The sequence below is a fragment of the Streptomyces monashensis genome, assembly GCF_001866665.1.
Taxonomy (GTDB): Bacteria; Actinomycetota; Actinomycetes; order Streptomycetales; family Streptomycetaceae; genus Streptomyces; species Streptomyces monashensis.
Genome location: NZ_MLYO01000009.1, coordinates 205370 through 226841, shown reverse-complemented (window position 1 = coordinate 226841; position 21472 = coordinate 205370). Strand labels below are relative to the sequence as shown.

Annotated in this window: 20 protein-coding genes; 12 read left to right on the top strand and 8 right to left on the bottom strand. The window is 70.6% G+C overall.

Features of this window, described 5'->3' with window-relative positions:
* Nucleotides 1-639: 639 nt before the first annotated feature.
* Nucleotides 640-984, top strand: coding sequence for a hypothetical protein (locus BIV23_RS02365; protein WP_071379005.1), 345 nt, complete (start codon nt 640-642; stop codon nt 982-984).
* 312 nt (nt 985-1296) lie between these two features.
* On the opposite strand, the gene BIV23_RS02360 is transcribed toward BIV23_RS02365, so the two are convergent.
* Both BIV23_RS02360 and BIV23_RS49495 read right to left on the bottom strand, forming a co-directional pair.
* Complete coding sequence (locus BIV23_RS02360; RefSeq protein WP_177239658.1) at nt 1297-2580, bottom strand: glycosyltransferase family 87 protein; 1284 nt, start codon at nt 2578-2580, stop codon at nt 1297-1299.
* A gap of 444 nt (nt 2581-3024) precedes the next feature.
* Nucleotides 3025-3291, bottom strand: coding sequence for a hypothetical protein (locus BIV23_RS49495; RefSeq protein WP_143079036.1), 267 nt, complete (start codon nt 3289-3291; stop codon nt 3025-3027).
* A gap of 29 nt (nt 3292-3320) precedes the next feature.
* Between BIV23_RS49495 and BIV23_RS02355 the strand changes: the two genes are divergently transcribed.
* Together BIV23_RS02355 and BIV23_RS02350 are read left to right on the top strand one after the other, a co-directional pair.
* Nucleotides 3321-3881, top strand: a complete 561-nt coding sequence (locus BIV23_RS02355) for a catalase family protein (protein ID WP_245790305.1) — start codon at nt 3321-3323, stop codon at nt 3879-3881.
* Between the two features lie 102 nt (nt 3882-3983).
* Complete coding sequence (locus BIV23_RS02350) at nt 3984-4631, top strand: TetR/AcrR family transcriptional regulator (RefSeq protein ID WP_071379003.1); 648 nt, start codon at nt 3984-3986, stop codon at nt 4629-4631.
* 750 nt (nt 4632-5381) lie between these two features.
* Here the strand turns inward: BIV23_RS02350 and BIV23_RS02345 are convergent.
* Nucleotides 5382-6995 carry an MFS transporter gene (locus tag BIV23_RS02345; protein ID WP_071379002.1) on the bottom strand — a complete coding sequence of 538 codons (1614 nt, stop codon included), beginning with the start codon at nt 6993-6995 and terminating at the stop codon, nt 5382-5384.
* A gap of 187 nt (nt 6996-7182) precedes the next feature.
* Between BIV23_RS02345 and BIV23_RS02340 the strand changes: the two genes are divergently transcribed.
* Together BIV23_RS02340 and BIV23_RS02335 are read left to right on the top strand one after the other, a co-directional pair.
* Nucleotides 7183-7821 (top strand): TetR/AcrR family transcriptional regulator, encoded by a 639-nt coding sequence (locus BIV23_RS02340; protein ID WP_071379001.1) that lies wholly within the window; start codon nt 7183-7185, stop codon nt 7819-7821.
* A gap of 58 nt (nt 7822-7879) precedes the next feature.
* The gene (locus tag BIV23_RS02335) at nt 7880-8665 is read left to right on the top strand and encodes an LmeA family phospholipid-binding protein (protein WP_071379000.1); all 786 of its coding nucleotides are present in this window, start codon (nt 7880-7882) and stop codon (nt 8663-8665) included.
* A 3-nt stretch (nt 8666-8668) separates the two neighbouring features.
* Here the strand turns inward: BIV23_RS02335 and BIV23_RS02330 are convergent, their stop codons facing one another.
* Nucleotides 8669-9304 (bottom strand): TetR/AcrR family transcriptional regulator, encoded by a 636-nt coding sequence (locus tag BIV23_RS02330; protein WP_079172886.1) that lies wholly within the window; start codon nt 9302-9304, stop codon nt 8669-8671.
* 134 nt (nt 9305-9438) lie between these two features.
* Here BIV23_RS02330 and BIV23_RS02325 point away from each other — a divergent pair, with 134 nt between their 5' ends.
* The 6 genes from BIV23_RS02325 to BIV23_RS02295 all read left to right on the top strand — a co-directional run bounded on the left by BIV23_RS02325 (nt 9439) and on the right by BIV23_RS02295 (nt 16316).
* Nucleotides 9439-10584 (top strand): VOC family protein, encoded by a 1146-nt coding sequence (locus BIV23_RS02325; RefSeq protein WP_071378999.1) that lies wholly within the window; start codon nt 9439-9441, stop codon nt 10582-10584.
* A 29-nt stretch (nt 10585-10613) separates the two neighbouring features.
* Nucleotides 10614-11552, top strand: coding sequence for a fumarylacetoacetate hydrolase family protein (locus BIV23_RS02320; RefSeq protein WP_071378998.1), 939 nt, complete (start codon nt 10614-10616; stop codon nt 11550-11552).
* Between the two features lie 20 nt (nt 11553-11572).
* Nucleotides 11573-13171 (top strand): bifunctional 3-(3-hydroxy-phenyl)propionate/3-hydroxycinnamic acid hydroxylase MhpA, encoded by a 1599-nt coding sequence (mhpA, locus tag BIV23_RS02315; protein WP_071378997.1) that lies wholly within the window; start codon nt 11573-11575, stop codon nt 13169-13171.
* A complete protein-coding gene (locus tag BIV23_RS02310) occupies nt 13168-15141 on the top strand; it encodes an acetoacetate--CoA ligase (RefSeq protein WP_071378996.1) in 1974 nt (657 codons plus the stop codon). Before mhpA ends, BIV23_RS02310 begins: the two co-directional genes overlap by 4 nt.
* A 168-nt stretch (nt 15142-15309) precedes the next feature.
* Nucleotides 15310-15492 carry a DoxX family protein gene (locus BIV23_RS51465; RefSeq protein ID WP_245790304.1) on the top strand — a complete coding sequence of 61 codons (183 nt, stop codon included), beginning with the start codon at nt 15310-15312 and terminating at the stop codon, nt 15490-15492.
* Between the two features lie 335 nt (nt 15493-15827).
* Nucleotides 15828-16316, top strand: a complete 489-nt coding sequence (locus BIV23_RS02295) for a GNAT family N-acetyltransferase (protein ID WP_079172885.1) — start codon at nt 15828-15830, stop codon at nt 16314-16316.
* Between the two features lie 121 nt (nt 16317-16437).
* Here BIV23_RS02295 and BIV23_RS02290 read toward each other — a convergent pair whose 3' ends face one another.
* The 3 genes from BIV23_RS02290 to BIV23_RS02280 form a co-directional block, all read right to left on the bottom strand.
* The gene (locus tag BIV23_RS02290) at nt 16438-16578 is read right to left on the bottom strand and encodes a hypothetical protein (protein WP_245790302.1); all 141 of its coding nucleotides are present in this window, start codon (nt 16576-16578) and stop codon (nt 16438-16440) included.
* Nucleotides 16575-17534 carry a MerR family transcriptional regulator gene (locus BIV23_RS02285; RefSeq protein WP_071378992.1) on the bottom strand — a complete coding sequence of 320 codons (960 nt, stop codon included), beginning with the start codon at nt 17532-17534 and terminating at the stop codon, nt 16575-16577. The genes BIV23_RS02290 and BIV23_RS02285 overlap by 4 nt, the downstream gene beginning before the upstream one ends.
* A 315-nt stretch (nt 17535-17849) precedes the next feature.
* Nucleotides 17850-18545: a TetR/AcrR family transcriptional regulator gene (locus BIV23_RS02280; RefSeq protein ID WP_071378991.1), complete on the bottom strand. Its 696-nt coding sequence runs from the start codon at nt 18543-18545 to the stop codon at nt 17850-17852.
* Nucleotides 18546-18650: 105 nt separating this feature from the next.
* Here BIV23_RS02280 and BIV23_RS02275 point away from each other — a divergent pair, with 105 nt between their 5' ends.
* Entirely contained in the window at nt 18651-20027 is a 1377-nt protein-coding gene (locus tag BIV23_RS02275; RefSeq protein WP_071378990.1) for a serine hydrolase domain-containing protein, read from the top strand.
* Between the two features lie 577 nt (nt 20028-20604).
* On the opposite strand, the gene BIV23_RS02270 is transcribed toward BIV23_RS02275, so the two are convergent.
* Entirely contained in the window at nt 20605-21411 is an 807-nt protein-coding gene (locus BIV23_RS02270) for an oxidoreductase (protein WP_071378989.1), read from the bottom strand.
* Between the last annotated feature and the right edge of the window lie 61 nt (nt 21412-21472).

Here is a 21472-nt window from a genome sequence, read left to right as displayed (position 1 = left end):
GTTCTTGCAGACGACGAGGTTGCCGTCGTTCTGCACCATCGCGTACGCGCCGTCGGAGTCGGCGGACAGGCTCGCGCGACCCGGCGGCGCAGTCCCCGGGCGCGCTCAGCGGGCCAGGACGACGACCAGGAGAGTGCGGGCGGGCGGCGATCACCGCATCAGGTGAATTCCGGCCCCGATCGGAGCCATCGGCAGCGCGCCGTCCGCTCGACGGAGGTTTGCTGAAGCCGCCGGGAAAGCGACACGGGAGAGGTACATGCGGCAGGCCGTCAGCACCCCTTGAGCCCGCGAGGCGTCGCGGGTTCGGTGCCGTCGTGCTGTTCGCGCTCCTGGGCCCTGCTTCACGCGACGTTCACCCCGGGCCCGGCCCATATCTCCGGCCTCGACCTGGACGGATGCCGTGAGCAGCGGACGGCCGTGAGCAGTCACGACTGCTCACTGACCCCACCCGTGGTCCCGAGCGACCCGGCCGACGACGACCAACGTGAAGGAGCCGTCTGATCCCGCAGCTCTACGCGGAGCCGCCTCGGAGGGGGAGATCGGCCGTTTCCGGGCCGTACATGGACGCTACTGGGTGTGGAGGCCCGCTGCGGTTGCGGTACTTCGCAGCGGCAACGCAGGATCTCTGCGGGGGCGACTATGGAACGGCATCTGTTGATGCAGCTGCTGGCCGACGACAACGACGACGTATCCGCGGCTGACCTTGCTGCCCTCCGTGGCGGTGCTACCCACTTCGTGTGGGATTGGACCGTTCCCGCAGAGCAATCTGCCTGGGGCTATGCGACCCGACTTCGGTACCTGCGGCGGAAAGACATTGAGGCTCGGGGCCTGGACCGAGCGGCGCAGCTCCTTGGCCGACATGACCAACCGGTGCGCTACGGTCAGATCACGGCTGCCGACCGCACATGGGTCTTCACCCTCTTCCTCACCGAGAACGGCGGCGCACTCGTGGCCTGTGCCGGCGTACGGCAGGCGGGCGAATAGCCACTGCTTCAGGACTTCACGCGGGAGGGGCCCAGGACGGCACTGCTGCCGCGACGACTTTCAATGCCTTTCCCCGATCATGGCCGTCGGGCACCGCGCCGCAGGTCGGACGCGTGCTGGCGCTCCTGACAGGCGGTCATTGCCATCGCGTGCCCTTCCTGTCCGCTATCGGCTGAACCATGCTCTCGTGCCCCGAAGCCCACGCCCTCATGGCGTCGGCGACCTGGTTGTCGTGGCCGGCCACGGGACGGGCATGGAGCCGCTGCCTCGGCCGGACAGAGCGATGGGACGGGGCAGTGCAGGGGCCCTCGCCTACGCGGGCCGCGGAGGAGCGCCTGAGGTCTCTGCCCGCCTGTTGCGGATCCGCCGCAGGCAGATGGCGACAACGGCCATGAGCAGCAGCGCCTGCAGATAGGGCATGGCGCGGTAACCGGTCTGCAAGACCACGTAGTTGAGCCAGTCCGGGTGCATCGGGTAAGGCAGACCGGGGTCGAACGGCAGCGTCATGCAGGTGGTGTGCGCGATCAGAACGAGGTCGAACCAGGAGCGGGGCAGCATCGCTACGAGGATCCAGGCGACCGCGTCGTACCACGGCCGGACGTAGGCGGTGCCGAGCAGGTACCCGGCGGCGAGTGCCAGGGCCGGGCGGGCCGTCGCCTGGACGATGGCGCCGTCCTCGACCGGTGGCAGCGCCACCAGAAGCAGAGCAGCGATGCCGAGGACCATCAGGATTTCCACGACCGGCACGAGGTGCACGGCTGCGGAACCGAACACCGGTGTCAGCAGTCTGCGCTGAAGCAGCGGCCACGGGGAACCGACCACTGGCTGGTTGCTGACGGCCGCGGCATTACGGATGGCCCGCGGCACGACGCCGTAGCCGAGTGCCAGCAGCAGTACACCGGCCGACGCGGCGGCGACCAGGCGGCGTCGGTCGTGCCGCATGCCCCATGCGAAGGGCAGCGCGAAGATCCCCAGTGTGAGCTTGACCGCGGTCGCCGCCGCGAGCGCGAGGCCGACGGTGAGACCGGAACGCCGCAGCGCCCAGAAGGCGACAACCACACAGAATGCACCGATCACATCAACGTGGGGTCCCACCACCAGGTTCCACAGCAACACCGGGTTGAGTGTCCACAGCAGCTGCGAGCACACCTGCCGTTGTGGATCCGGTCCGGCCAGACGCAGCAGGAGCGCCCCAGTGGCGACGAACGCGGCACCGTTGAGCAGGGACAGCACCCACACGGTGAGCAGCATCGAGGTGCCGCCGACCAGCGAGGCGGCCCATTCGGTCGCGGTGACCAGAGGCCCGTAGACCGACGGATTGTGCAGCCATGGTTCAGCGATCGACAGTTGTCCGATCGGGTCGCCGTGCCGGGCCAGTCCAAAAGGCGTCACCCGGTACGGGTCGAGCCCGAGGGCCGCCATCCGGCCGTACGCGGCATAGTTGAGCGGATCCGTGGTTCCCAAGGCGGGCACGCACATCAGGCCGAGGACGGCGAGCGTGCCGGCAGCGAGCAACCTGCGGGGGCGGGGTGACCATCCGCGGCGCGTCGCGGCGAGCCCAGCGATCACAGTGGCAGTGCCGACGAGCAGCACCACGGCGACGAGCACCCAGATGAGGAGATCCGGCGGGCGAACGTTCCAGAACCATGGCGGAAGGTATCCGGCGGGCCCGAACGACGGTTCGACGGCGGAAGGTCCCAGCAGCCCCACAAGGACCATCAGGAGAACACAGCCGGCGTATGCCAACAGGGCACCGTTACCGAGAGCCCTGCCACCGCCAGATCCACCCGCACCCTCCGCGACAGGCGGACGGGATTCGGAATTCCCCCTTGAGACCAGGGAAGACGACAGATTGCCTGACACGCCTATGGCCTCGGCCTTCGTGATCAGTGAGCCTGAACAAAACTGCCCTGGTTGGTCGGGGTCCAGAACGCTGCTCAACTATTGACGCAATGAGCGCCGTACAAGACACGACCAGGTGAAACTTGGGTTACTTCACCGTGTCCAAGGAACACCACACGGCCGATCTCGACCCGCCTCTCACATGGGATCCGCACTGCCAACAGATCTGCAGGGAGGCGGAGTTGTCGGTCTCGGCGAGCAGGGAAGCCAACGGATTTCCCTCTCAGGTCTCCAGCGCAGGTAGCGTCCCGGCGTCTTGGGGTTCCAGCCGACGTCGGCGAGCGGGCGCGTTACCTCGACGATGCTCTCTTCGGTGATGGGGCTGCCGTCGGTGTCCCAGGCATCGCCGGAGGCCAGGACGCTGAGCAGGGCTTTCACGATCGGGGCGGGGGTGGCGCCGGTCATGGTGAGACGCCGCCAAGGCCCTCACCCGCGTGGGACGCCCACTCCCACCGGCCGCCGAGACTCTGGCCGCCGCCAACCACCACATCCTCGGCGAGACCTTCCACTCCATGGCCGCCCTGCGCTACGGCGACCACGTCGCCAAGGTGTCAGCCGCCCCGCGCTCGGCGAACGTGAAGGCCCTCACGGGCCGCCCCGTGGAGAAGAAGGCAGGCGGATCGGCGCTGCGCGACCTCGTCGTCGACTTCTTCGCCCACAACAGCGCCGAGTACGACATCCGCGCCCCACTCTGCACGGACATCGAGCGCATGCCCGTGGAGGACGCCTCCGTCCTGTGGCCCGAGGAACTGTCACCGTACGAGGTCGTGGCGGTGCTGCACCTCCCCGCCCAGGACGCCTGCAGCGACGCCCGCCGCCGGTACGCCGACGACCTCCTCTCGTTCAGCCCCTGGCACGCCCTGGAGGCCCACCGCCCGCTGGGTTCCATCATGCGCTCGCGCCGGGCCGCCTACCCCGCCTCCAGCGACTTCCGGCACCGCTTCAACGGGATCGAGCCGCAGGAGCCGTCCGACATCAAGGAGCTCCCCGCCTGATCAGGACTGCCCGATCCGTGGATGCGGCCACGGATCGGGCCGAAGCTCGCGTGTCAGAATGAAGGCGCCTGTTCTTCCGCCCGCCTGCAGCGAGGTTCTTCCGTGTCCCAGTCCGTCGGCCGCGTGCCACAGCGACGCAACGCGCGGTCCAACCGGGCGCGCATCCTGGCCACCGCACGTCAGGAACTCGGACGCAACCCCGACATCACCCTGGAGGAGCTGGCTCGCGCCTCTGGTGTCGTCCGGCGCACTCTGTTCGGGCACTTTCCCGGGCGGGCGGCGCTCCTCGAGGCGCTGGCCGAGGAGGCCGCCGAGGCTCTGCAGACAGCCGTGACGGTCGAAGCGCCGGTGGCGGAGCCGGCGGACCGGGCGCTCGCGCACTTCACCCTGTCGATGTGGCCCGTGGGCGACCGCTACCGGATGCTCCTGGCGCTGGCCCGTCGGGATCTTGGCGTGGAACGTGTCGACGAGATCCTCAAGCCCGCCCGTGTCAGGGTCACCGGCATCCTGGAGCAGGGCCAGCGCGACGGCGTCTTCCACTCCCATCTGCCGCCCGCCGTGCTCAGCGCCGGTCTGGAGGCGATGACGGTCGCCCTGCTGGAAGAGGTCAACACCGGGGCGTTCGAGGACGACGGCACCCGGGTGGCCGTCGCCACGCTCATCGCGACCGGTGTCCCGGAGGAGCAGGCGCTCACCGTGGTCGACGACGCCGCTGCCACGGCAGCGGCGGAGCATGTTGCCGACGCCTGAGCCCCGGTGCGCCCCGTCGAGGCAGTGGTCAGGACAGACCCCGGCGTGAAGGCGCCGGGGTCTCTTCATGTGCACCAAGACCTCCTTGTCAACCCCTGAGCTTTAATTACTCCCGAGTGTGCAATTATTTCGCCGCGCCCCTGTGGCCTGCCCGCTCGGCACGCTGTGCGACCCATGCCTCCTTCCCGGCCTTCTCCCACCCGGCGCCGGTGGACATCTTCGGCATCGTGCACCGGGACATCGAGCGGTCAGGTCGAGGGCACGGGCTTCGGGATCGCGCGGGACGCACGGGACGTCGGCATGACGCAGACGTCGGTCGTGACCGGACGGCCCAACATCTCTCGCCGGAGCAGGCGCTGGGGCGGGAGGCCGGCGCCCGTGACGGAGGCGAGGCGGCCGGCACCGTGGTTCTCATCCCCCACGACATGAGCTGCCAGTCGTCGGGTGGCGGGACACAGACCGCCGGTGTGGCCACCACGCCGGCCTCGGCGACCGGTGGTCAGTAGGACCTCGTCGGCGCCGGTCAACACCGAGACCTCGACCGACGAGTGCGGTCGAGGGCTCTTGGCTGTCGTCCTCCGGGCTGCTGCGCGGCACGGGTGCGCGCGCTGCCGTCCAGTGCGGACGGCAAAAAGGGACGGTGCCGGGCGTCCCCTCCCGGCACCGTCCGGGACCGTGCGCCGCTCAGGCACGGTCCGTCCTGGGGTGGTGGGGGCCGGAACAGGTGTCCGGCCCGCTACCTCGTGGGGCTCAGGCGGCGCCCACGGACTCGGTCTCCTGCGCCGGCACCGCCGTGTCCTGCTGACGGTGCTTGCCGGTGTGCCCCCGGCCGGGCAGGACCGCGATGACGATCACGGCTCCGACGGCCATGATGATGCCGCCGACGAGGCTGGTGTGGGCGATGGCGTGGGCGAAGGACTCGTGCACCGCCGCGACCAGGGTCTGGGCCTGCTGGGGTCCGCCCTGGGGGTTCTTGGCGACCTGTTCGGCGACCGCGAGGCCGCCGCCGACCGAGTCCTTGGCGGTGTCCGTCGCGGCGGCCGGGAGGTGGCCGCCGACCAGTTCGGTCAGCTTGTGCTTGTAGGTCGTGGCGAGGAGCGAGCCGAGGATCGCGATGCCGAGGGAGCAGCCGAGTTCCAGCGCGGTGTCGTTGGCGCCGCCGCCGACGCCCAGTTCCGACTCGGGGAAGGAACCCATGATGGTGTCGGTGGCCGGGGACAGGCTCAGGCCGATCGCGAAGCCCAGCACGAGCAGGGACGGCAGGAAGTCGGTGTACGTCGACCCCGCCTCGATGCGAGTGAGCAGGATGACGCCCGCCGTCCCGAGCACCATGCCGACGCCCACGACAGCCTTCACGCCCAGCTTGGGCGTCAGCTTCGCGGTCACCGCGGCGCCGACGAACACGGCTCCGGCCAGCGGCAGCAGGCGTACGCCGGTCTCCAGGGCGTCGTAGCCGAGGACGAACTGCAGGAACTGGGTGGAGTAGTAGATCGACCCGAAGGTGCCGAAGAAGAAGAACAGCACCGCCATCATCGAACCGGAGAACGGGCGCTCGGCGAACTTGCGCACATTCAGCATCGGGTTCGGGTGGCGCAACTCCCAGGCCGCGAAGGCCAGCAGGCCCACTCCGGCGACCGCGGACGCGGTGATCGGGCCGGTGCCCCAGCCGAAGTGCGGGCCCTCGATGGTCGCGTAGACCAGGGAGCCGATGGAGACGATCGACAGCAGACCACCGACGTAGTCGATACGGCCCATGCCCTCGGCCCTGGAGGGCGGCACGAGGAGCAGCGCGCCGACGACGCCGAGGACGGCGATGGGGACGTTCATCAGGAAAGTGGAGCCCCAGGCATGGTGCTGCAGCAGCCAGCCGGCGGCGAGCGGGCCAGCGGCGATGGCGAGGCCGGAGGTGGCGGACCAGGCGGTGATGGCCTTGGCCCGCTCGGCCCTCGGGAAGATCGCGACGAGCAGGGACAGGGTGGCCGGCATGACGACGGCGGCGCCGACGCCCATGATCGCCCGTGCTGTGATGACCAGGTCCGTGTGGTGGACCTGGCTGCCCATCACCGAGCCGCCCGCGAAGATCAGCAGGCCCAGCACCAGGGCGCCGCGGCGGCTGTACTTGTCGCCGATCGCACCCAGCACCAGCATCAGCGCGGCATACGGGACCGTGTAGCCGTCGATGACCCACTGCAGGTCACTGCTGGACAGGCCCAGGTCCCTCGTCATGTCCGGCGCCGCCACGATCAGCGAGGTGTTCGCCATGACGACGATCAGCAGGCTCAGGCAGAGCACCAGCAGCGCCCACCAGCGCCGGGGATAGGGCCCCGTCATCCTCTCGGCGGGTGTGTCGGCAAAGAGCGGCATCGAAAGCTCCTCGGCAGGAGGCGAAGCGAAGGCTTCGTGGGTTCGCGGATCGGTGTGAGCGGTGCGGGTGCGGCCATGGGCCCCCGAGGCACCGGGCAGTTAATTGCCCATCGATGTGCAGACTAGTTTGTTGCCCGTCGATGTGCAAGTATCGACCGCCCTCCCACCGTCGACCGGAGGTTCCGACATGACCAGCACGTACGGGGTAGACACCCCAGGGCGCAGCCGCAGCCTCCTCACCCGGTCCCGCATCCTCGAAGCGGCCAGGCAGGAACTCGGCCGTGACCCCGACAGCAGCCTCGGGGACATCGCCGAAGCCGCGGGGGTGGTGCGCCGTACGGTCTACGGCCACTTCGACGGCCGGGCCGCGCTCGTGGACGGTCTGGTGGAGGACGCCGCGCGGGCACTGCGGCAGGCGCTCGCGGACCCGGGGGCTCCTGGCGCGGACGCGGTCACGGCGCTGGCACGCTTCGTCCTCGCCGTATGGCCCGTCGGCGACCGGTACCGCATGCTCCTCCGCCTGGCCCCACACGACCTCGGGGCCGAGCGGGTCACCGAGGTCCTGGCTCCCGCGCGCGAGACGGCGGCGGCGATCATCGCCCGGGGGCAGCGGCAGGGGGTCTTCCAGACCAGCGTGCCGGCCGACCCGCTGAGCCGGGCGCTGGAGGGTCATCTGCTGGGGCTCCTGGAGTGCGTCAACGCCGGCACCTGGAGCGACGACGGCACGCGCACCGCGGCTGCCGCCCTGATCGCCGTGGGTGTGGACGGCGACCTCGCCGTCACCCGCGTCCGAAGCCTCGGCCGGCCGGAGCCGGTCGGCGCCTAGGTCCGGGACACCTGTCCCAAGAAGTTCCCGAGCACGTCACAGAGATGGAGAGGACACCATGTACCAGTCGCAGCCCGATGGCGAGTTCGTCGGCGAGTCGTACTACGGCGACGCCGCCGTATGCGCGAGCCCGCCCCCTCCCCGGAGGCGGCGCAGGATCATCATCGCCGCGTCCCTGGCGGCGCTGCTGGTCGGCGCCGTCGTGGCCGACCGTATCGCCGCGGCCCATGCGGAGAGCCGTACCGCCGAGGCGTTCCAGGAAGGCATGGGCACACCTGGCCGACCTTCGGTGCACGTCGGCGGATTCCCTGTGCTGACTCAGCTGGCCCAGGGCAGCCTGCGGCACGTCGACATCACCGCGGACGACATACCGGCCCGGGGAACCACCCGGCCGCTGCCGGTGACGAAGCTGACCGTCGGCCTGGACGGGCTCAAGACCTCAGGGAACGCCAAGAAGGCCCATGCGCGCAGCGTCGAGGCGACCGCCTTCCTGTCCTACGACGACCTGTCGAGCGCCCTCGGCGTGCGGATCTCACAGGGCGACAAGCCGGGACGGGTCGACGCGACGGCCAGTCTGCCGCTCGCCGGGGACGTGACCGTGAGCGCGGCCGTCTCGGCGGTCAGTGGCAACCGCATCGCCTTCTCGGACATCCGCGTCACGCAAGGCGAACTGATCCCTCCGGCCAAGGTGCTGCTCGACAAGGCCCTGTCGAAGCCCATCCCGCTCCAGAACGTCCCCGAGGGCCTGCGCCTGCGTTCGGTGACTCCCACGGAGAGCGGGACGGATGCCCGCTTCACCGGCAAGTCCGTTATTTTCCGCCCGGGTTCGTCGTCGGTCGCGTGAAGGTCAGGCGAGGTCGGGCAGGGGCCGCCGGGCGACCTCGTGCGCGTCGTCCGCCGGGAGACCCAGCATGCGCAAGACCATCTCGGCGAGGTCGACCGCGGCCTCGTCGCCGTTCAGGTCGGGGCGGGCGAACCTCAGCTCCACCAGGGACAGCAGCGTTCCGCCCAGTGCCGACATGGCGACCGCCGGGTCGACGGCGGTGAAGCGGCCGGACGCCATGCCGACCTGGAGGTCACGCAGTGCCCGGGAGACCAGGCCGTTGTCCGAGTGGATGTGCCCGAGGCCGCGGCGGCGCAGGACCTGCATCAGCTCCGGGTGGGACTCGGCCATCCGCGCACTGAGCCGGAAGCCCGCCGCCAGCAGTTCGGCCGGGTCGTCGATCCCCGCCAGGTGCTCGTCGAAGTTCTGGCCGAACTCCTCCAGGGCGTCCACCACGGCCGCCTCGAACAGTTCCGTCTTCGACTCGAAGTGGTTGTAGAAGGAGCCGAAGCCGACGTCGGCGCGCTCGGCGATCGCCTGGATGCTGGCGCCGGTGTCCCCGGTCTCGGCGAGTATCTGCCGGGCCGCGCGGACGAGCGCCCGACGGGTCTCGGCGCGGCGTCGCTCGAATCGGTTGCTGGGCGGGGCTGACGTAGGCATGCGCAGAGTCTATCGGCAGGGCGATCGCGATCGCAGTCCTGATGAATTCATCATTTCCTGTCGCGAACGGCTTGACGACAGAACTGTCACAGTTGATGATTTCCTCATTACGGCAATGTTGCTCGGAGGGCACCATGTCTGAAACCCGCGTCCACGGGGCTGACGTCAAGACGGCCCACCAGGACCTCCACAGCGAACAGGGCGCCCTGCGAGGTGAGCATCCGGGGAGGGCTCGGAACCCGCTGATCAAGGTCGCCGACCTGGCCTGGCTGGAGTTCGAGAAGCCGGACCTGGACCGGGCCGAGGTCTTCGCCCGCGACTTCGGCTTCCAGATCGCCGCGCGTACCGAGGGGGAGGTGTGGCTGCGCGGCACTTTCGCCGGATCGCCCTGCATGGTGATCCGACGCGGGCGTACGTCCCGGTTCATCGGCCCGGCGTTCCGTGCCGCCGAGCGGGCCGACCTCGACCGGCTGGCGCGCGCCACCGGCACGTCCGTGCGGGACACCGACGTGCCCGGCGGTGGCAAGGCGGTCGACCTGCTCGACCCGTCCGGCTTCCCGGTGCGGGTGGTGCACTGCGGCACTGAGTTGCCGGCGCTGCCCGAGCAGCGGCCGCTGCTGCTCAACTTCGGTACGGATCACCGCCGTACGAACGCCACCCAGCGGCCGCCGCGCGAGCCGTCCCGGATCCAGCGCCTCGGCCACGTCGTCCTGGAGACCCGGGTGTTCGCCCGGGCCCTGGACTGGTACCTGGACACCCTGGGCATGATCGTGTCCGACTTCCTCTTCCTGGACGGCCAGCGCGACCGGGGTCCGACGATGGCGTTCGTCCGCTGCGATCTGGGCAGCGTGCCGGCCGACCACCACACCCTCGCCATGCATCTGGGGCCGGGCACCGGCTATGTCCACTCCGCCTACCAGGTGACCGACCTGGACTCGATCGCGGTCGGCGGCGAGTACCTCAACGAGCGCGGTTACAAGCGCAGTTGGGGGATCGGTCGGCACATCCAGGGCAGTCAGCTCTTCGACTACTGGCGCGACCCCGACCACTTCATGCTGGAGCACTTCGCCGACGGCGACCTGTTCTCCTGCGACGTCGAACCCGGCTGGGCGCCGATGTCCACGAGCGGGCTGGCCCAGTGGGGTCCGCCGGCCACTCGAGACTTCCTCGGCGCGAGCCCCTCCCCGCAGCGGATCCGCGACGTGTTCGAGGCCCTGCGCGGCGACAACGAGATGGACCGCGCACGCCTGTTCGGCCTGCTCAAGGCCGCGAGCTCCTGAAACCCCCGACCTCTCACAAAGGCACTGACATGAGCACCAACGTCCTGCGCACCGCCGACGGCTGGTGGGTCGTCCGCGGCCACCGCGCCGTACCCGTCGACACCGAAGCCGCGACCACCGCGGAACTGATCGCCGACCGCGCCGCCGTGCACGAGGCGGCTCGTTCGGACGACGCGGGCACGCCCGTCGCCGACCTGGTCGTCCTCTCGCCGGTCACCACCCCCTGCCGGGTGGTCGCACAGATGGTCAACTACCGCAGTCACGCCCGTGATTCAGGCTTCACCGGCGACATTCCGCCCGCCTTCTTCCGCAAGGCGTCCGGCTCGGTCAGCGGACCCGCTCAGGCCGTGGTCCGACCGTCGCACGTGAAGTTCCTCGACTACGAGATCGAACTCGGGCTCGTCATGGGCGCGGCGCTGCCTGTCGGCACTGTCGTCGAGGAGCGGGACCTGCCGTCGTACGTCGCCGGGCTCGTGATCACCAACGACGTCAGCGCCCGTGACGTCCAGCTCACCAAGACACAGTTCTACGAGAGCAAGTCGTACCCCACCTTCACTCCGACCGGCCCGTACCTGACCCTGCTGGAGCCGGAGGAGTTCGCCCATCTCCTCGACCTGCGGGTGACGTTGTCGGTCAACGGCGAGCTGCGCCAGGACCGCACCCTCGCGGACATGATCGTCCGCCCGGCGCAGGCCCTGACCCTGCTGGCGCGGTTCCAGACCCTGGAACCCGGCGACCTGCTGCTGACCGGTACCCCTGGCGGCACGGCCCTCAAGGCTCCGCCCAAGGCGGTGGAGAAGATCGGCTCGCTGCTACCGCCCGCCGCGAAGTGGAAGGTGTTCTTCAAGAGCCAGGCCCGCAACCCGCACTACCTGCGCACGGGTGACGTGATCACGGCGACGATCTCGACCCCGGACGGCCGGATCGACCTCGGTGAGCAGCGCACGCCCGTCACGGACGCCAAATAGGGACCCGAGGTGAGCCGCACATGACCGCCGACCAGCCCCCACCCCCGCACTCCGCACAGCACGCACCCGTCGTGATCATCGGCGCGGGGCCGGTGGGCGTGACCGCCGCCCTCCTCCTCGCCCGGCGGGGAGTCCGCAGCGTCGTCCTGGAGCGCCACCGGGACATCTACCCGCTGCCACGCGCCGTCGCCACCGACGACGAGGTGTGCAGGATCCTCCAGGCCGCCGGCCTGGAAAAGGAGTTCGCCGCCATCTCCCGTCCCGCCAAGGGCCTGCGGCTGCTGGACGCCCGGCACCGGGTGATGGCCGAGTTCCGGCGCTCCCGACACGGCCATCACGGCTATCCGCAGACCAGCATGTTCGACCAGCCCGAGCTGGAGCGCCTGCTGCGCGACGCCCTGGCCCGGCGCCCGGAGTGCGAACTGCGGGGCGGCGCCGAGGTCACCGCCGTCGGCCCCGACACCGGGGGCCCCGTGCGCGTGACCTACCGCGACGACGACGGCGAGCATCACCTGTGGGCGCAGACGGTCCTCGGCTGCGACGGCGCCAACAGCATCACCCGCGACGCCATCGGCGCCGTCTGGGAGGACCTGCGCTTCGAGGAGCACTGGACGGTCGTCGACGTCCGGACGCACGCCGACGTCCGCTGCTGGGAGGGGGTCGACCAGGTCTGCGACCCGGACCGGCCGGCGACCTTCATGCGCGTCGGCGAGGACCGCTACCGCTGGGAGTTCCGGCTGCGGGACGGGGACGAGCCGGTACGCGAGCTGGTCGCCCCGTGGGTGCCGCCCTCGTACGACGGGGACTTCGAGGTCGTCCGCAAGACGCAGTACACCTTCCGGGCGCGCGTCGCCGACCGGTGGCACAAGGGACGCGTCTTCCTCCTCGGCGACGCCGCCCACCTCACCCCGCCCTTCATCGGACAGGGGCTGTGCTCCGGTCTGCGGGACGCCTACAACCTCACCTGGAAGCTCGCCCGCGTCCTCCAACAGGGGGCGACAGAAGGGTTGTTGGACACCTACGAGAGCGAGCGCAAGCCGCACGCACGGCATGTGATCCGGCTCGCGGTCGCCATGGGCTGGGCGATGACCGGCGGCCAGGACGGCGCCGCCGCACTGCGCCGCAACCTGCTGGCCGCCGCATGCCGTATCCCCGGCCTGACCGAACTGGCCGGCCGTGACCTCAGCCCGCCCCTGACCGCGGGGCCCCTGGTGCGGCGTCGTGCCCGCCGGGGTCTTGCGGGCACCCACTGCCCGCAGCCCTGGGTGAACGCCGACGGTCGGCGCGCCCGTCTCGACGAGGTGCTCGGTGACTCCTTCACCGTCCTGACCGCCTCCGACCCGTGGCCCTCGCTGACCGCGCTCGCCCACGGGCTCGGCGTCAGAGCGATCCCCGTGGCCGACGTGCGCGACGACGGCACGCTCGCCGCCTGGCTGCACGCCGGCCGGGCGGACGCCGTACTGCTGCGCCCCGACCGCGTCGTCCTGGACGTCGTCCCGGCCGGCGGCCGCGACGTCACGGACGCCGCCGCCTGGGCGTCCCTGCTGCACACCACACGCAGCCCCCACCCTTCCCCACGGACCGCCGAGAAAAGCCTGTTGAGGAGCACGACGCGATGAACACGCCGTACCCGGAACCGTTCTTCACCCCCGACCCCGAGGACGCGGCCGCCAGCCGGATCGTGGACTTCGCCCGGCACGTCGGGGTCGACGGCTCCGACTACGCCGCCTTGCACCGCTGGTCGGTCACCGAGCTGGAGGGCTTCTGGGGTGCGGTGTGGGAGTACTTCGACATCGACGCGGACACGCCGTACGAGCGGGTCCTGGCCGAGGAGACCATGCCGGGCGCCCGATGGTTCCCCGGTGCCACCCTCAACTACGCCCACCACGCCCTGCGCCGTGTGCCGGACGACAGTGTGGCGATCCTGGCCCTGGACGAGACCGGCGCCGCGTACGAGGTCACCGGACAGCGGCTGCGCGCCCAGGTCGCCTCGGTGGCAGCGACCCTGCGCGACCTGGGCGTGGGACCGGGCGACCGGGTGGTCGGCTACCTGCCCAACACCCCGCACGCGATCGTCGCGTTCCTGGCCGCGGCGAGTCTCGGCGCCGTGTGGTCGGTGTGCGGACAGGACTACGCGCCCAAGGCCGCCGCCGACCGGTTCGCCCAGCTCGAACCCACCGTCCTGATCACCGCCGACGGCTACCTCTTCAACGGCACCACCCACGACCGCCGCGAGGCCGCCCTCGAACTCGCCCGCGCCCTGCCGACGTTGAAGGCGACGCTGCTGGTGGACCACATGGGCCTGCCGTGGCCCCCGGAGAACCACCATGCGCTGATCATTCCCTGGGAGGACGCCTCCACCCGTAGCGAGGAACTCATCTTCGCACCGGTTCCGTTCGACCACCCGCTGTGGGTGGTGTTCTCCTCCGGCACCACCGGCCTGCCCAAGGGCATCGTCCACGGCCACGGCGGCGTCCTGCTGGAGCACCTGAAGACCCTCGCGCTGCACTCCGACCTCGGCCCCGGTGACCGCCTCCTGTGGTACACCACCACCCACTGGATGATGTGGAACCTGGTCGCCTCCACCCTGCTGACGGGCGCCACGACCTGTACCTACGACGGCAGCCCGGCGCCCTTCGCCAAGCTCGACGTCCTGTGGGAGCTGGCCGCGCGCCACCGGGTGACCGTCTTCGGCACCAGCCCGCAGTACCTCCTGGGCATGGCCAAGTACGGCATCGACCCGTCCGCGCACGACCTGTCGTCGATCCGCGTGGTCGGCTGCACCGGCTCCGCCCTGCCGGCCTCCGCCTACCCCTGGGTCCGCGACCACGTCGGCACCCACGCCCTGCTCGCGTCCATCAGCGGCGGCACCGACGTGGTGTCCGGCTTCGCGGGCAGTGCGCCCAACACTCCTGTCTGGGCGGGGGAGTTGTCCGCGCCGCACCTGGGCGTGGCGCTGGCCGCGTATGACGCCGAGGGTGCCGTGGTCACCGACCAGGTCGGCGAGCTGGTGGTCACCCGGCCCATGCCGTCGATGCCGCTGTACTTCTGGAACGACCCCGACGGCACCCGCTACGGCGACGCCTACTTCTCCTCCTATCCCGGCGTCTGGCGGCACGGCGACTGGATCACGCTCACCGGGCACGGCTCGGTGATCGTCCACGGCCGCTCCGACAGCACGCTGAACCGCAACGGGGTGCGCCTGGGCAGCGCCGACATCCACGACGTCGTCGAACGCCTCCCCGAGATCGCCGAGGCCCTGGTCATCGGCGCGGAAGAACCCGACGGCGGCTACTGGATGCCGCTGTTCGTGGTCCCGGCCCCCGGGGCGACTCTGGACGACGCCCTCCGCGAGAGGATCAAGGACGCGATCCGCACCGGGGTCTCGCCCCGCCATGTCCCCGACGAAATCCTCGAAGTCCCGGGCATCCCGCACACCCGCACCGGCAAGAAACTCGAAGTACCCGTCAAGCGCCTCCTCCAGGGCGCTCCGGTCGAGCAGGTCGTCAACCCTGCCGCCGTCGACACCCCCGAGCTGATCGACCACTACGCCCGCCTGGGAGCCGAACGCCGGAACCGGTCGGCGTGATCACGGCACGCATCACCCTCGCCGTCGCCCTGGCCCTGGTCTTCGTCCCGCCGGGTCTGGCGAAGATCGCTGCGGTGCCGTTCATGCGCCGGGCGGCGGCGCACCTGGGCATGACGACCGGGCTCTACCGCATCGTCGGGGACCCTGGAGGTGGCCGGTGCCGTCGGCGTGCTGCTCGGACCTGCCTCGTCCCCGCTCGGCGTTGGTGCCGCGGCGGGGCTGGCGCTGCTGATGGCCGCAGCGGCGGTGGTACACCTGCGCCACGGAGATCCGCCCGCGCGTGCCCTGCCCGCAACCGTGCCGGCCCTGGCAGCGGTGGCATACGCCGGGGTGGCGATGGCCGCAGGCTGACGGGCCGGGATGTGTGCCGCCTCCCGGAGGCCCGTCAGCGGTCACGGGCCTCCCGTTCGGCGTAGCGTCGTCTGTGTGGACCCCACGGCCGACGCTCTCATGTCCCGTGCCGCGCATGAGCTCGCCTCGAAGGCGGACGAGCTCATCGCCGAAGTGAAGCGGTGCCCGCGCAGTGAGGTTCCCGAGCCGTGGGACGACCCGGACCTCGCGCGAATGACGGGTGACGTGGTCGGTCGGGGCCTGGGCGAGTGGGTCCCGGGAGCGGTGCGGGAACGCGTGCCCGGGCGGCCGGCCCGCCGCACGAAGGCACTGCCTGGTGCGGAATACTCGGCCCGATGAGTTCACGTACTACTCCGATCAGCCGGCCGGTCACGATACGGAGGGCCGTCGCGCGGGATGCCAAACGGCTCACGCGGCTCGTGCGCGCCTCGGGCGCCTACGAGGGCAAGTACGCGGCGGCAGTCGCGGGCTACCGGGTCGGTCCTGATTACATCGAGGCCCACCGCGCCTTCGTCGCCGTCGGCGCCGACGAGCATGGAGGCCGGGTGCTCGGGTTCTACTCGCTCGTCCTCGCTCCACCGGAGCTCGACCTGCTGTTCGTCGCCGACGACGTGCAAGGACGGGGTATCGGACGACTCCTCGTCGCGCACATGCAGTCCGAGGCCCGTGCCGCCGGGCTCGACCGTGTCAAGGTCGTGTCGCATCTTCCCGCGCAGGACTTCTACCACCGCACCGGCGCAGTGCGGACCGGGACCGCGCTCGCGAACCCGCCCGCCGTGCCGTGGGACCGTCCCGAATTCGAGTTCCGCATTCCTCCCGAATGACGCGGTGCGCTGGTTCGCAGGGCATCGGCTTCCCGCGCGTGGCGCGCTCCGTGCCACCGCACCTTGCGCGTGCCGCGCTCTACTCCTGGCGCTGATCATCCGCGGCACGCAGAGGGGAGACTCATGCGCTCGCCGACCCCGTCAGTCGGCCGCAGCGAAGCCATGCCGTCAGCCATCCGGCCTGCATGGCCGCGTCCAGCAGGTAGGTCGGGCGGATCCGGCGCCGGGGCACATACAAAAGGTCGATCGCGAGCAGGGTCACCGCCGTCCCCACGCCGGCACGGCGCGCCTGGCGGAGCCCATCGGCCGTGGCCGGGCCGAGCAGCCCGGCGGTCGTCTGAGTGGCAGCACCTGCGTGTCGGCGCATGAGCTCCAGCAAGCTGTCTGCGGGTCGGCGACACCGGTGCGGAAGACCGGCCAGCAGATTTCGGTCCGCCATGGTGCGCTGTCCGAGGTGTGGCGCTGGCCGACCAGGTAGTACTCACGGATCGGGCCGGCCACGGCGAGCGTGTGGCGCGCGACGTGGGCGGCCGGCGTGCCGTAGGCGCGGTCGACCTCGGAGGGCGGCCCGCAGTGCTCGATCACGGCGAGCTCCACTGCCGGGACCAGCAGCGGTGTGACCCGGCCGACCGGCCGGACGGGGCCGTCGCAGGGCACGAAGACGGTGGCCTGCCCGCGGTGCGGGGTGAACAGCTCGTCCGCGTACACGCCGCCGGCGTGGCCGGTCTCCCTCAGCCCCTGGCCCGCCACGGTCGCGAACAGCTCGCCAAGGGCGCCCTGGAACCACGTTCCGGCGTCCTGGGCATCGACGGTCGCTGTGATCGCCGCGGCCTGGACAGCGCCGACGCTGCGCAGCTCGATCGCGGGCGAGTCCACGGCGACTGGCGGAGGCAGGAGGTCGCGCAGTGCCGCCACCGCGCGCTGGGTGCGGCCCAGCTCCTCCTCCAGTCGGTGCAGGTGCGCGTTGATGTGCCGGTTGCGGGTGGGGACGTCGGAGGTGGCCAGGACGGTCCGGATCACCTCCAGGGGCATTCCGAGGTCACGGAAGCGCCGCACGACCTGGGCGGAGGGGATCTGCTCGGCCGAGTGGCGCCGGTAGCCGGTCTGCGGATCGATGCCGGCCGGTTCCAGCAGCCCGATCTCGTGGTAATGGCGCAGGGTTTTGGCGGTCATGTGGGTGGCGCGGGAGAAGTCCCCGATCGACAGGTAGTTGATCACCGCCGATGGTGCGGCCTCCCGCAGGGGGAGAGTTCGGCGGCACTGCTGCCTTGGCCCTCCCGCGACGGCCGCCGGGAGCCTGGTGCCGACGGCCGGAACCCGGCCGATCACGCACCGGACAAGGGAGTCGACCCACCATGTCGCAGACCACCGCAATCGACGTCGACCGGATCGTGCAGCGCTATGTCGCCGTGTGGAGCGAGCTGGATCCGGCCACGTCGGTGTCCGGTCTGCCTTGCCTCGCCCTGCGCGTGGGTCGGCGCGGGGCTGGGAAAAGGGGTGGTGGGCTGGTCGGGCGGGTGTTGTCCGGGGCGGTCACTCGGGCCGATTGGCGCCACCGGCGGTGAGGCGGGCCTCGAAGCCGTCGAGGAGGGACTGAAGGCCGAACGCGAAGGTGTTGTCGGGCGCTGCGGTGTATTCCGTGGCGGCCGTGGTGCCGAGGCGTTCGCGCAGGCGCGGGAATTGCATGGCGGTCTCGGTGGCGCGTGTCATGGCGTCGGCCATGAGTTGCTCGGCGTCTGCGCCGTTCTTGCTCAGCCGGCGGTTCAGCGAGACCTGTGCGGCGGGGCCGAGCGCGCTGCCGAGTACGAAGGTGAGAACGGTGGCGGCCGCCTGGTCCGCGTCGGCGGCGGCGAAGCCCGCCTTTTCGTAGATGGCGAGGCTGAGGTCGTTGTGCAGGGCCTGGCCGGGTCCGTGGAGGAGGTGGCTGCCGAATGCCTGGACGAGCCAGGGGTGCCGGGTGAGCATCGTGTGCATGCCGGTGGCATGGGTGGTGGCGGCCGTGCGCCAGTCGGTGGCGTCGAGGTCGGGCGGCTCGACCTCGTGCCAGATCGCGTCGCTGGCGAGTCGGACCAGGTCGTCCTTGGTCTTGATGTGCCAGTAGACGGCCGTGGCGGCCGAGCCGAGCCGTTTGGCCAGGCTGCGCATGTTGAGGCCGTCCAGTCCCTCGTCGTCGAGCAGCTCGATGGCCGCTCGGACGATCCGGTCTGCGGTCAGTGTGTCTCGTGACATGGCCACCACCCTACTTGCACTTAGTTCACGTCACGTCTTGCACTTTGTTCGAGCCGTGGTCCACACTGTCTCTCGTACTTAGTTCAAGTACCCGGAGGGGGAACAATGCTGCAGGACAAGCTGCCGGAGTTCGTCAACACGCAGGCCGCGGAGTTCGGCATTCCCGGTGTCGCCGTCGGAGTGCTCCTGGACGGCCGGGAGATCTACGCCTCGCACGGCGTGACGAGCCTCGGCAACCCGATGCCGGTCGACGAGAAGACGCTGTTCCCTGTGGCGTCGGTGTCCAAGACCTTCACGGCGACCGCGCTGATGCGCCTGGCCGCCGAGGCAAAGGTGGACCTGCACGCGCCGGTACGGCACTACGTGCCCGAGCTGAAGCTCGCCGACGAGCAGGCCGCGGCGCAGATCACCGTGCTGAACCTGCTCAACCACACCGCGGGCCTGGACTGGAACCTGATCGACGACGGCGAGGGCGACCGCTCCCTGGCCGGCCTCGTGGCGAAGCTGCCCCAGCTGCCGCTGATCGCACCGCCCGGGACCCGCGCCTCCTACAGCCAGGCCGGATACAACCTGGCCGGACGGATCATCGAGAAAGTCACAGACCTGCCCTTCGAACAGGCCGTGGCCTCGCTCGTCCTGGAACCGGTGGGCCTTGCGGACACCGTGTACGGCCTGTCCGAGGTGATGGTCCGCAAATTCGCCGTGGGCCACAACCGCGGCGACGACGGCGAACTGCGCCCCGCCCGGCCCTGGGCAGCCTTCAGGGAAGGCGCGCGCGCCGACAACCCCGGCGGCGGCCTCGCCTCCACGGCGAGCGACCTGCTGCGCTGGGCACGGTTCCACCTCGGCGACGGCCAGGGCGTGCTGCCCGCCGCAGAACTGCACCGCATGCGGGAGCAGACGGTCGGACTGCGCGCCAGCACACTCGGCGACGGCTTCGGCATCTGCTGGTTCCTGCACGACCTGGACGGCCTGCACGCCATCGGCCACGGCGGCTCGGGCAACGGCCAGTTCGCCGAGCTGCTCATCGTGCCCGAGCGCAACTTCGCGGTGGTCGCCCTGGCCAACGCCGGCCCGGACGGCTACCCCTTCAACCAGTCCGTCGTGCGGTGGGCGCTCGAGCACTGCCTCGGCGTCGTCGAGAAGACGGCGGAGCCGGTCGCGTACGACGAGGGGCACGCCCAACAGGTCGTCGGCCGCTACGAGATCGACGCCATGAACCTCGACATCGCCACCGACGGCACCCGCCTCACCCTGGCGGTCGGCATCAAGCCGGAGATCCGCGAGGCATCGGACGAGGAAATGCCCCCGGACCACCCGGCCGCGGACATCGGCTTCCTTCCCGGCGACGGAGACGAGTACATCGTCACCGAAGGCGGCCTCGAGGGGCAGCGCGGCTACTTCTCCCGCGACGCCGATGGCGCAGTCACAGGCATCGACCTCGCCGGCCGCCTCTTCCGCCGGGTCACGCAAGCATCCTGATCCAGCGCAGGCAGGGGCGGTCCCGAGCGGCCGCCCCTGCCGACACCTCGAACCGACGACAGTCGGCTCACGGACACGACCCGACTCCGCCACCATGCCGGTGCACTCTCATCCGTACGGGGTGACGCACATCCACCCGCACGCCGGCACGCGGTCGATCGCCTCTCACGGCTGAAGGTCTTCCTCGTCAGCGAGGCACCATGCCGGAGGGCCCGGAACCGGCCGAATTCCGGAGGCGACAGCCCACCCTCAAGGCCAAGCACAACCGCGACCCCGAGACAAGCACCCGAGTGCTCTCGATTCTCGACGACACCGATTCTCGGCTCCACACGGTGCTCTCGCCGCTGACCAACATCCGCTCTCGGAGATTTGGCGGCATTCGTTGGCGGCGAGGGGCCTCGCTCGGATCGAAGTGGGGCAGGCGACCGCCCGGGGGATTTCCGCGTCGAAGGCCGGTAGGCACGACGTGCGCCCGAGTTCCTGATCCGCAGTCAGCCGCCGATGCCAGCTGTAACCGGCCTCCGCTGCGCAGGAAGCGAATGGGCCACTGGTGTCGGAGGAGGGCCTCGACGTCTCGTCAGAGGGTGGGGAGGATCCCTCCGTCGACCGAAATGGTGATGCCTGTGAGGTAGGAGGCGCGCGGGGAAGCGAGGAAGGCGATCAGCTCTGCGGCTTCTTCGGGCCGCCCGGGGCGGCCGAGTGGGGCGGCGAGGCGCTGGTGGAACTCCTCGCGGATGGTGTCCAGGCCGCGGCCGCTGCGTTCTGCCGCCTGCCGCAGGCTTGCTTCCACAGCGTCGGTCTCGATGACTCCGGGCATGACCGCGGTGACGCGCACGCCGTGCGGGCCGCAGGCGAGTGCGAGGCTCTTGCTGTAGGCGTTGAGGGCGGCTTTGGCGGCGGCGTACGGAGCGCCGTTGGGCTGAGGGTAACGGGCGGCGTTCGATGACACGTGGACGACTGCCCCGTGGCCCTGTGCGGTCATGTGCGGGACGAGGACGCGGTCAAGACGGACGGCGGCCAGCAGGTTGGCCTCGAGGTTGGCCAGCCAGTCCTCGTCGGTCGCGGCGAGGACGCCGTCGGGTACCTGGGTGTTACGTCCGGCGTTGTCGACGAGCACGTCGACGCCGCCCAGAAGGTCGAGCGCTGCTGCTGCCGCCTGCTCGACCCCGCCGGGAGTGTTCAGATCGGCGGTCACGATGTGCACTCCGGCCGGGACTTCGGCCCGGTTGCGGGCGACGGCGGCCACGTGCGCGCCGGCCGTGACCAGACGGCGCACGGTGGCGGCGCCGATGCCGCGGGTTCCTCCGGTGACGACGGCGCGTGCCCCGTGCAGTCCCAGATCCGCACTCGGATCGGGGAGCAGGGTCGGACGGGAGGGAGACATGGCGCTCCTCGGATGAAGGGTGGTAGTGCGGAGGCAGAAGGATTTCCAGTCGCTTAATAGT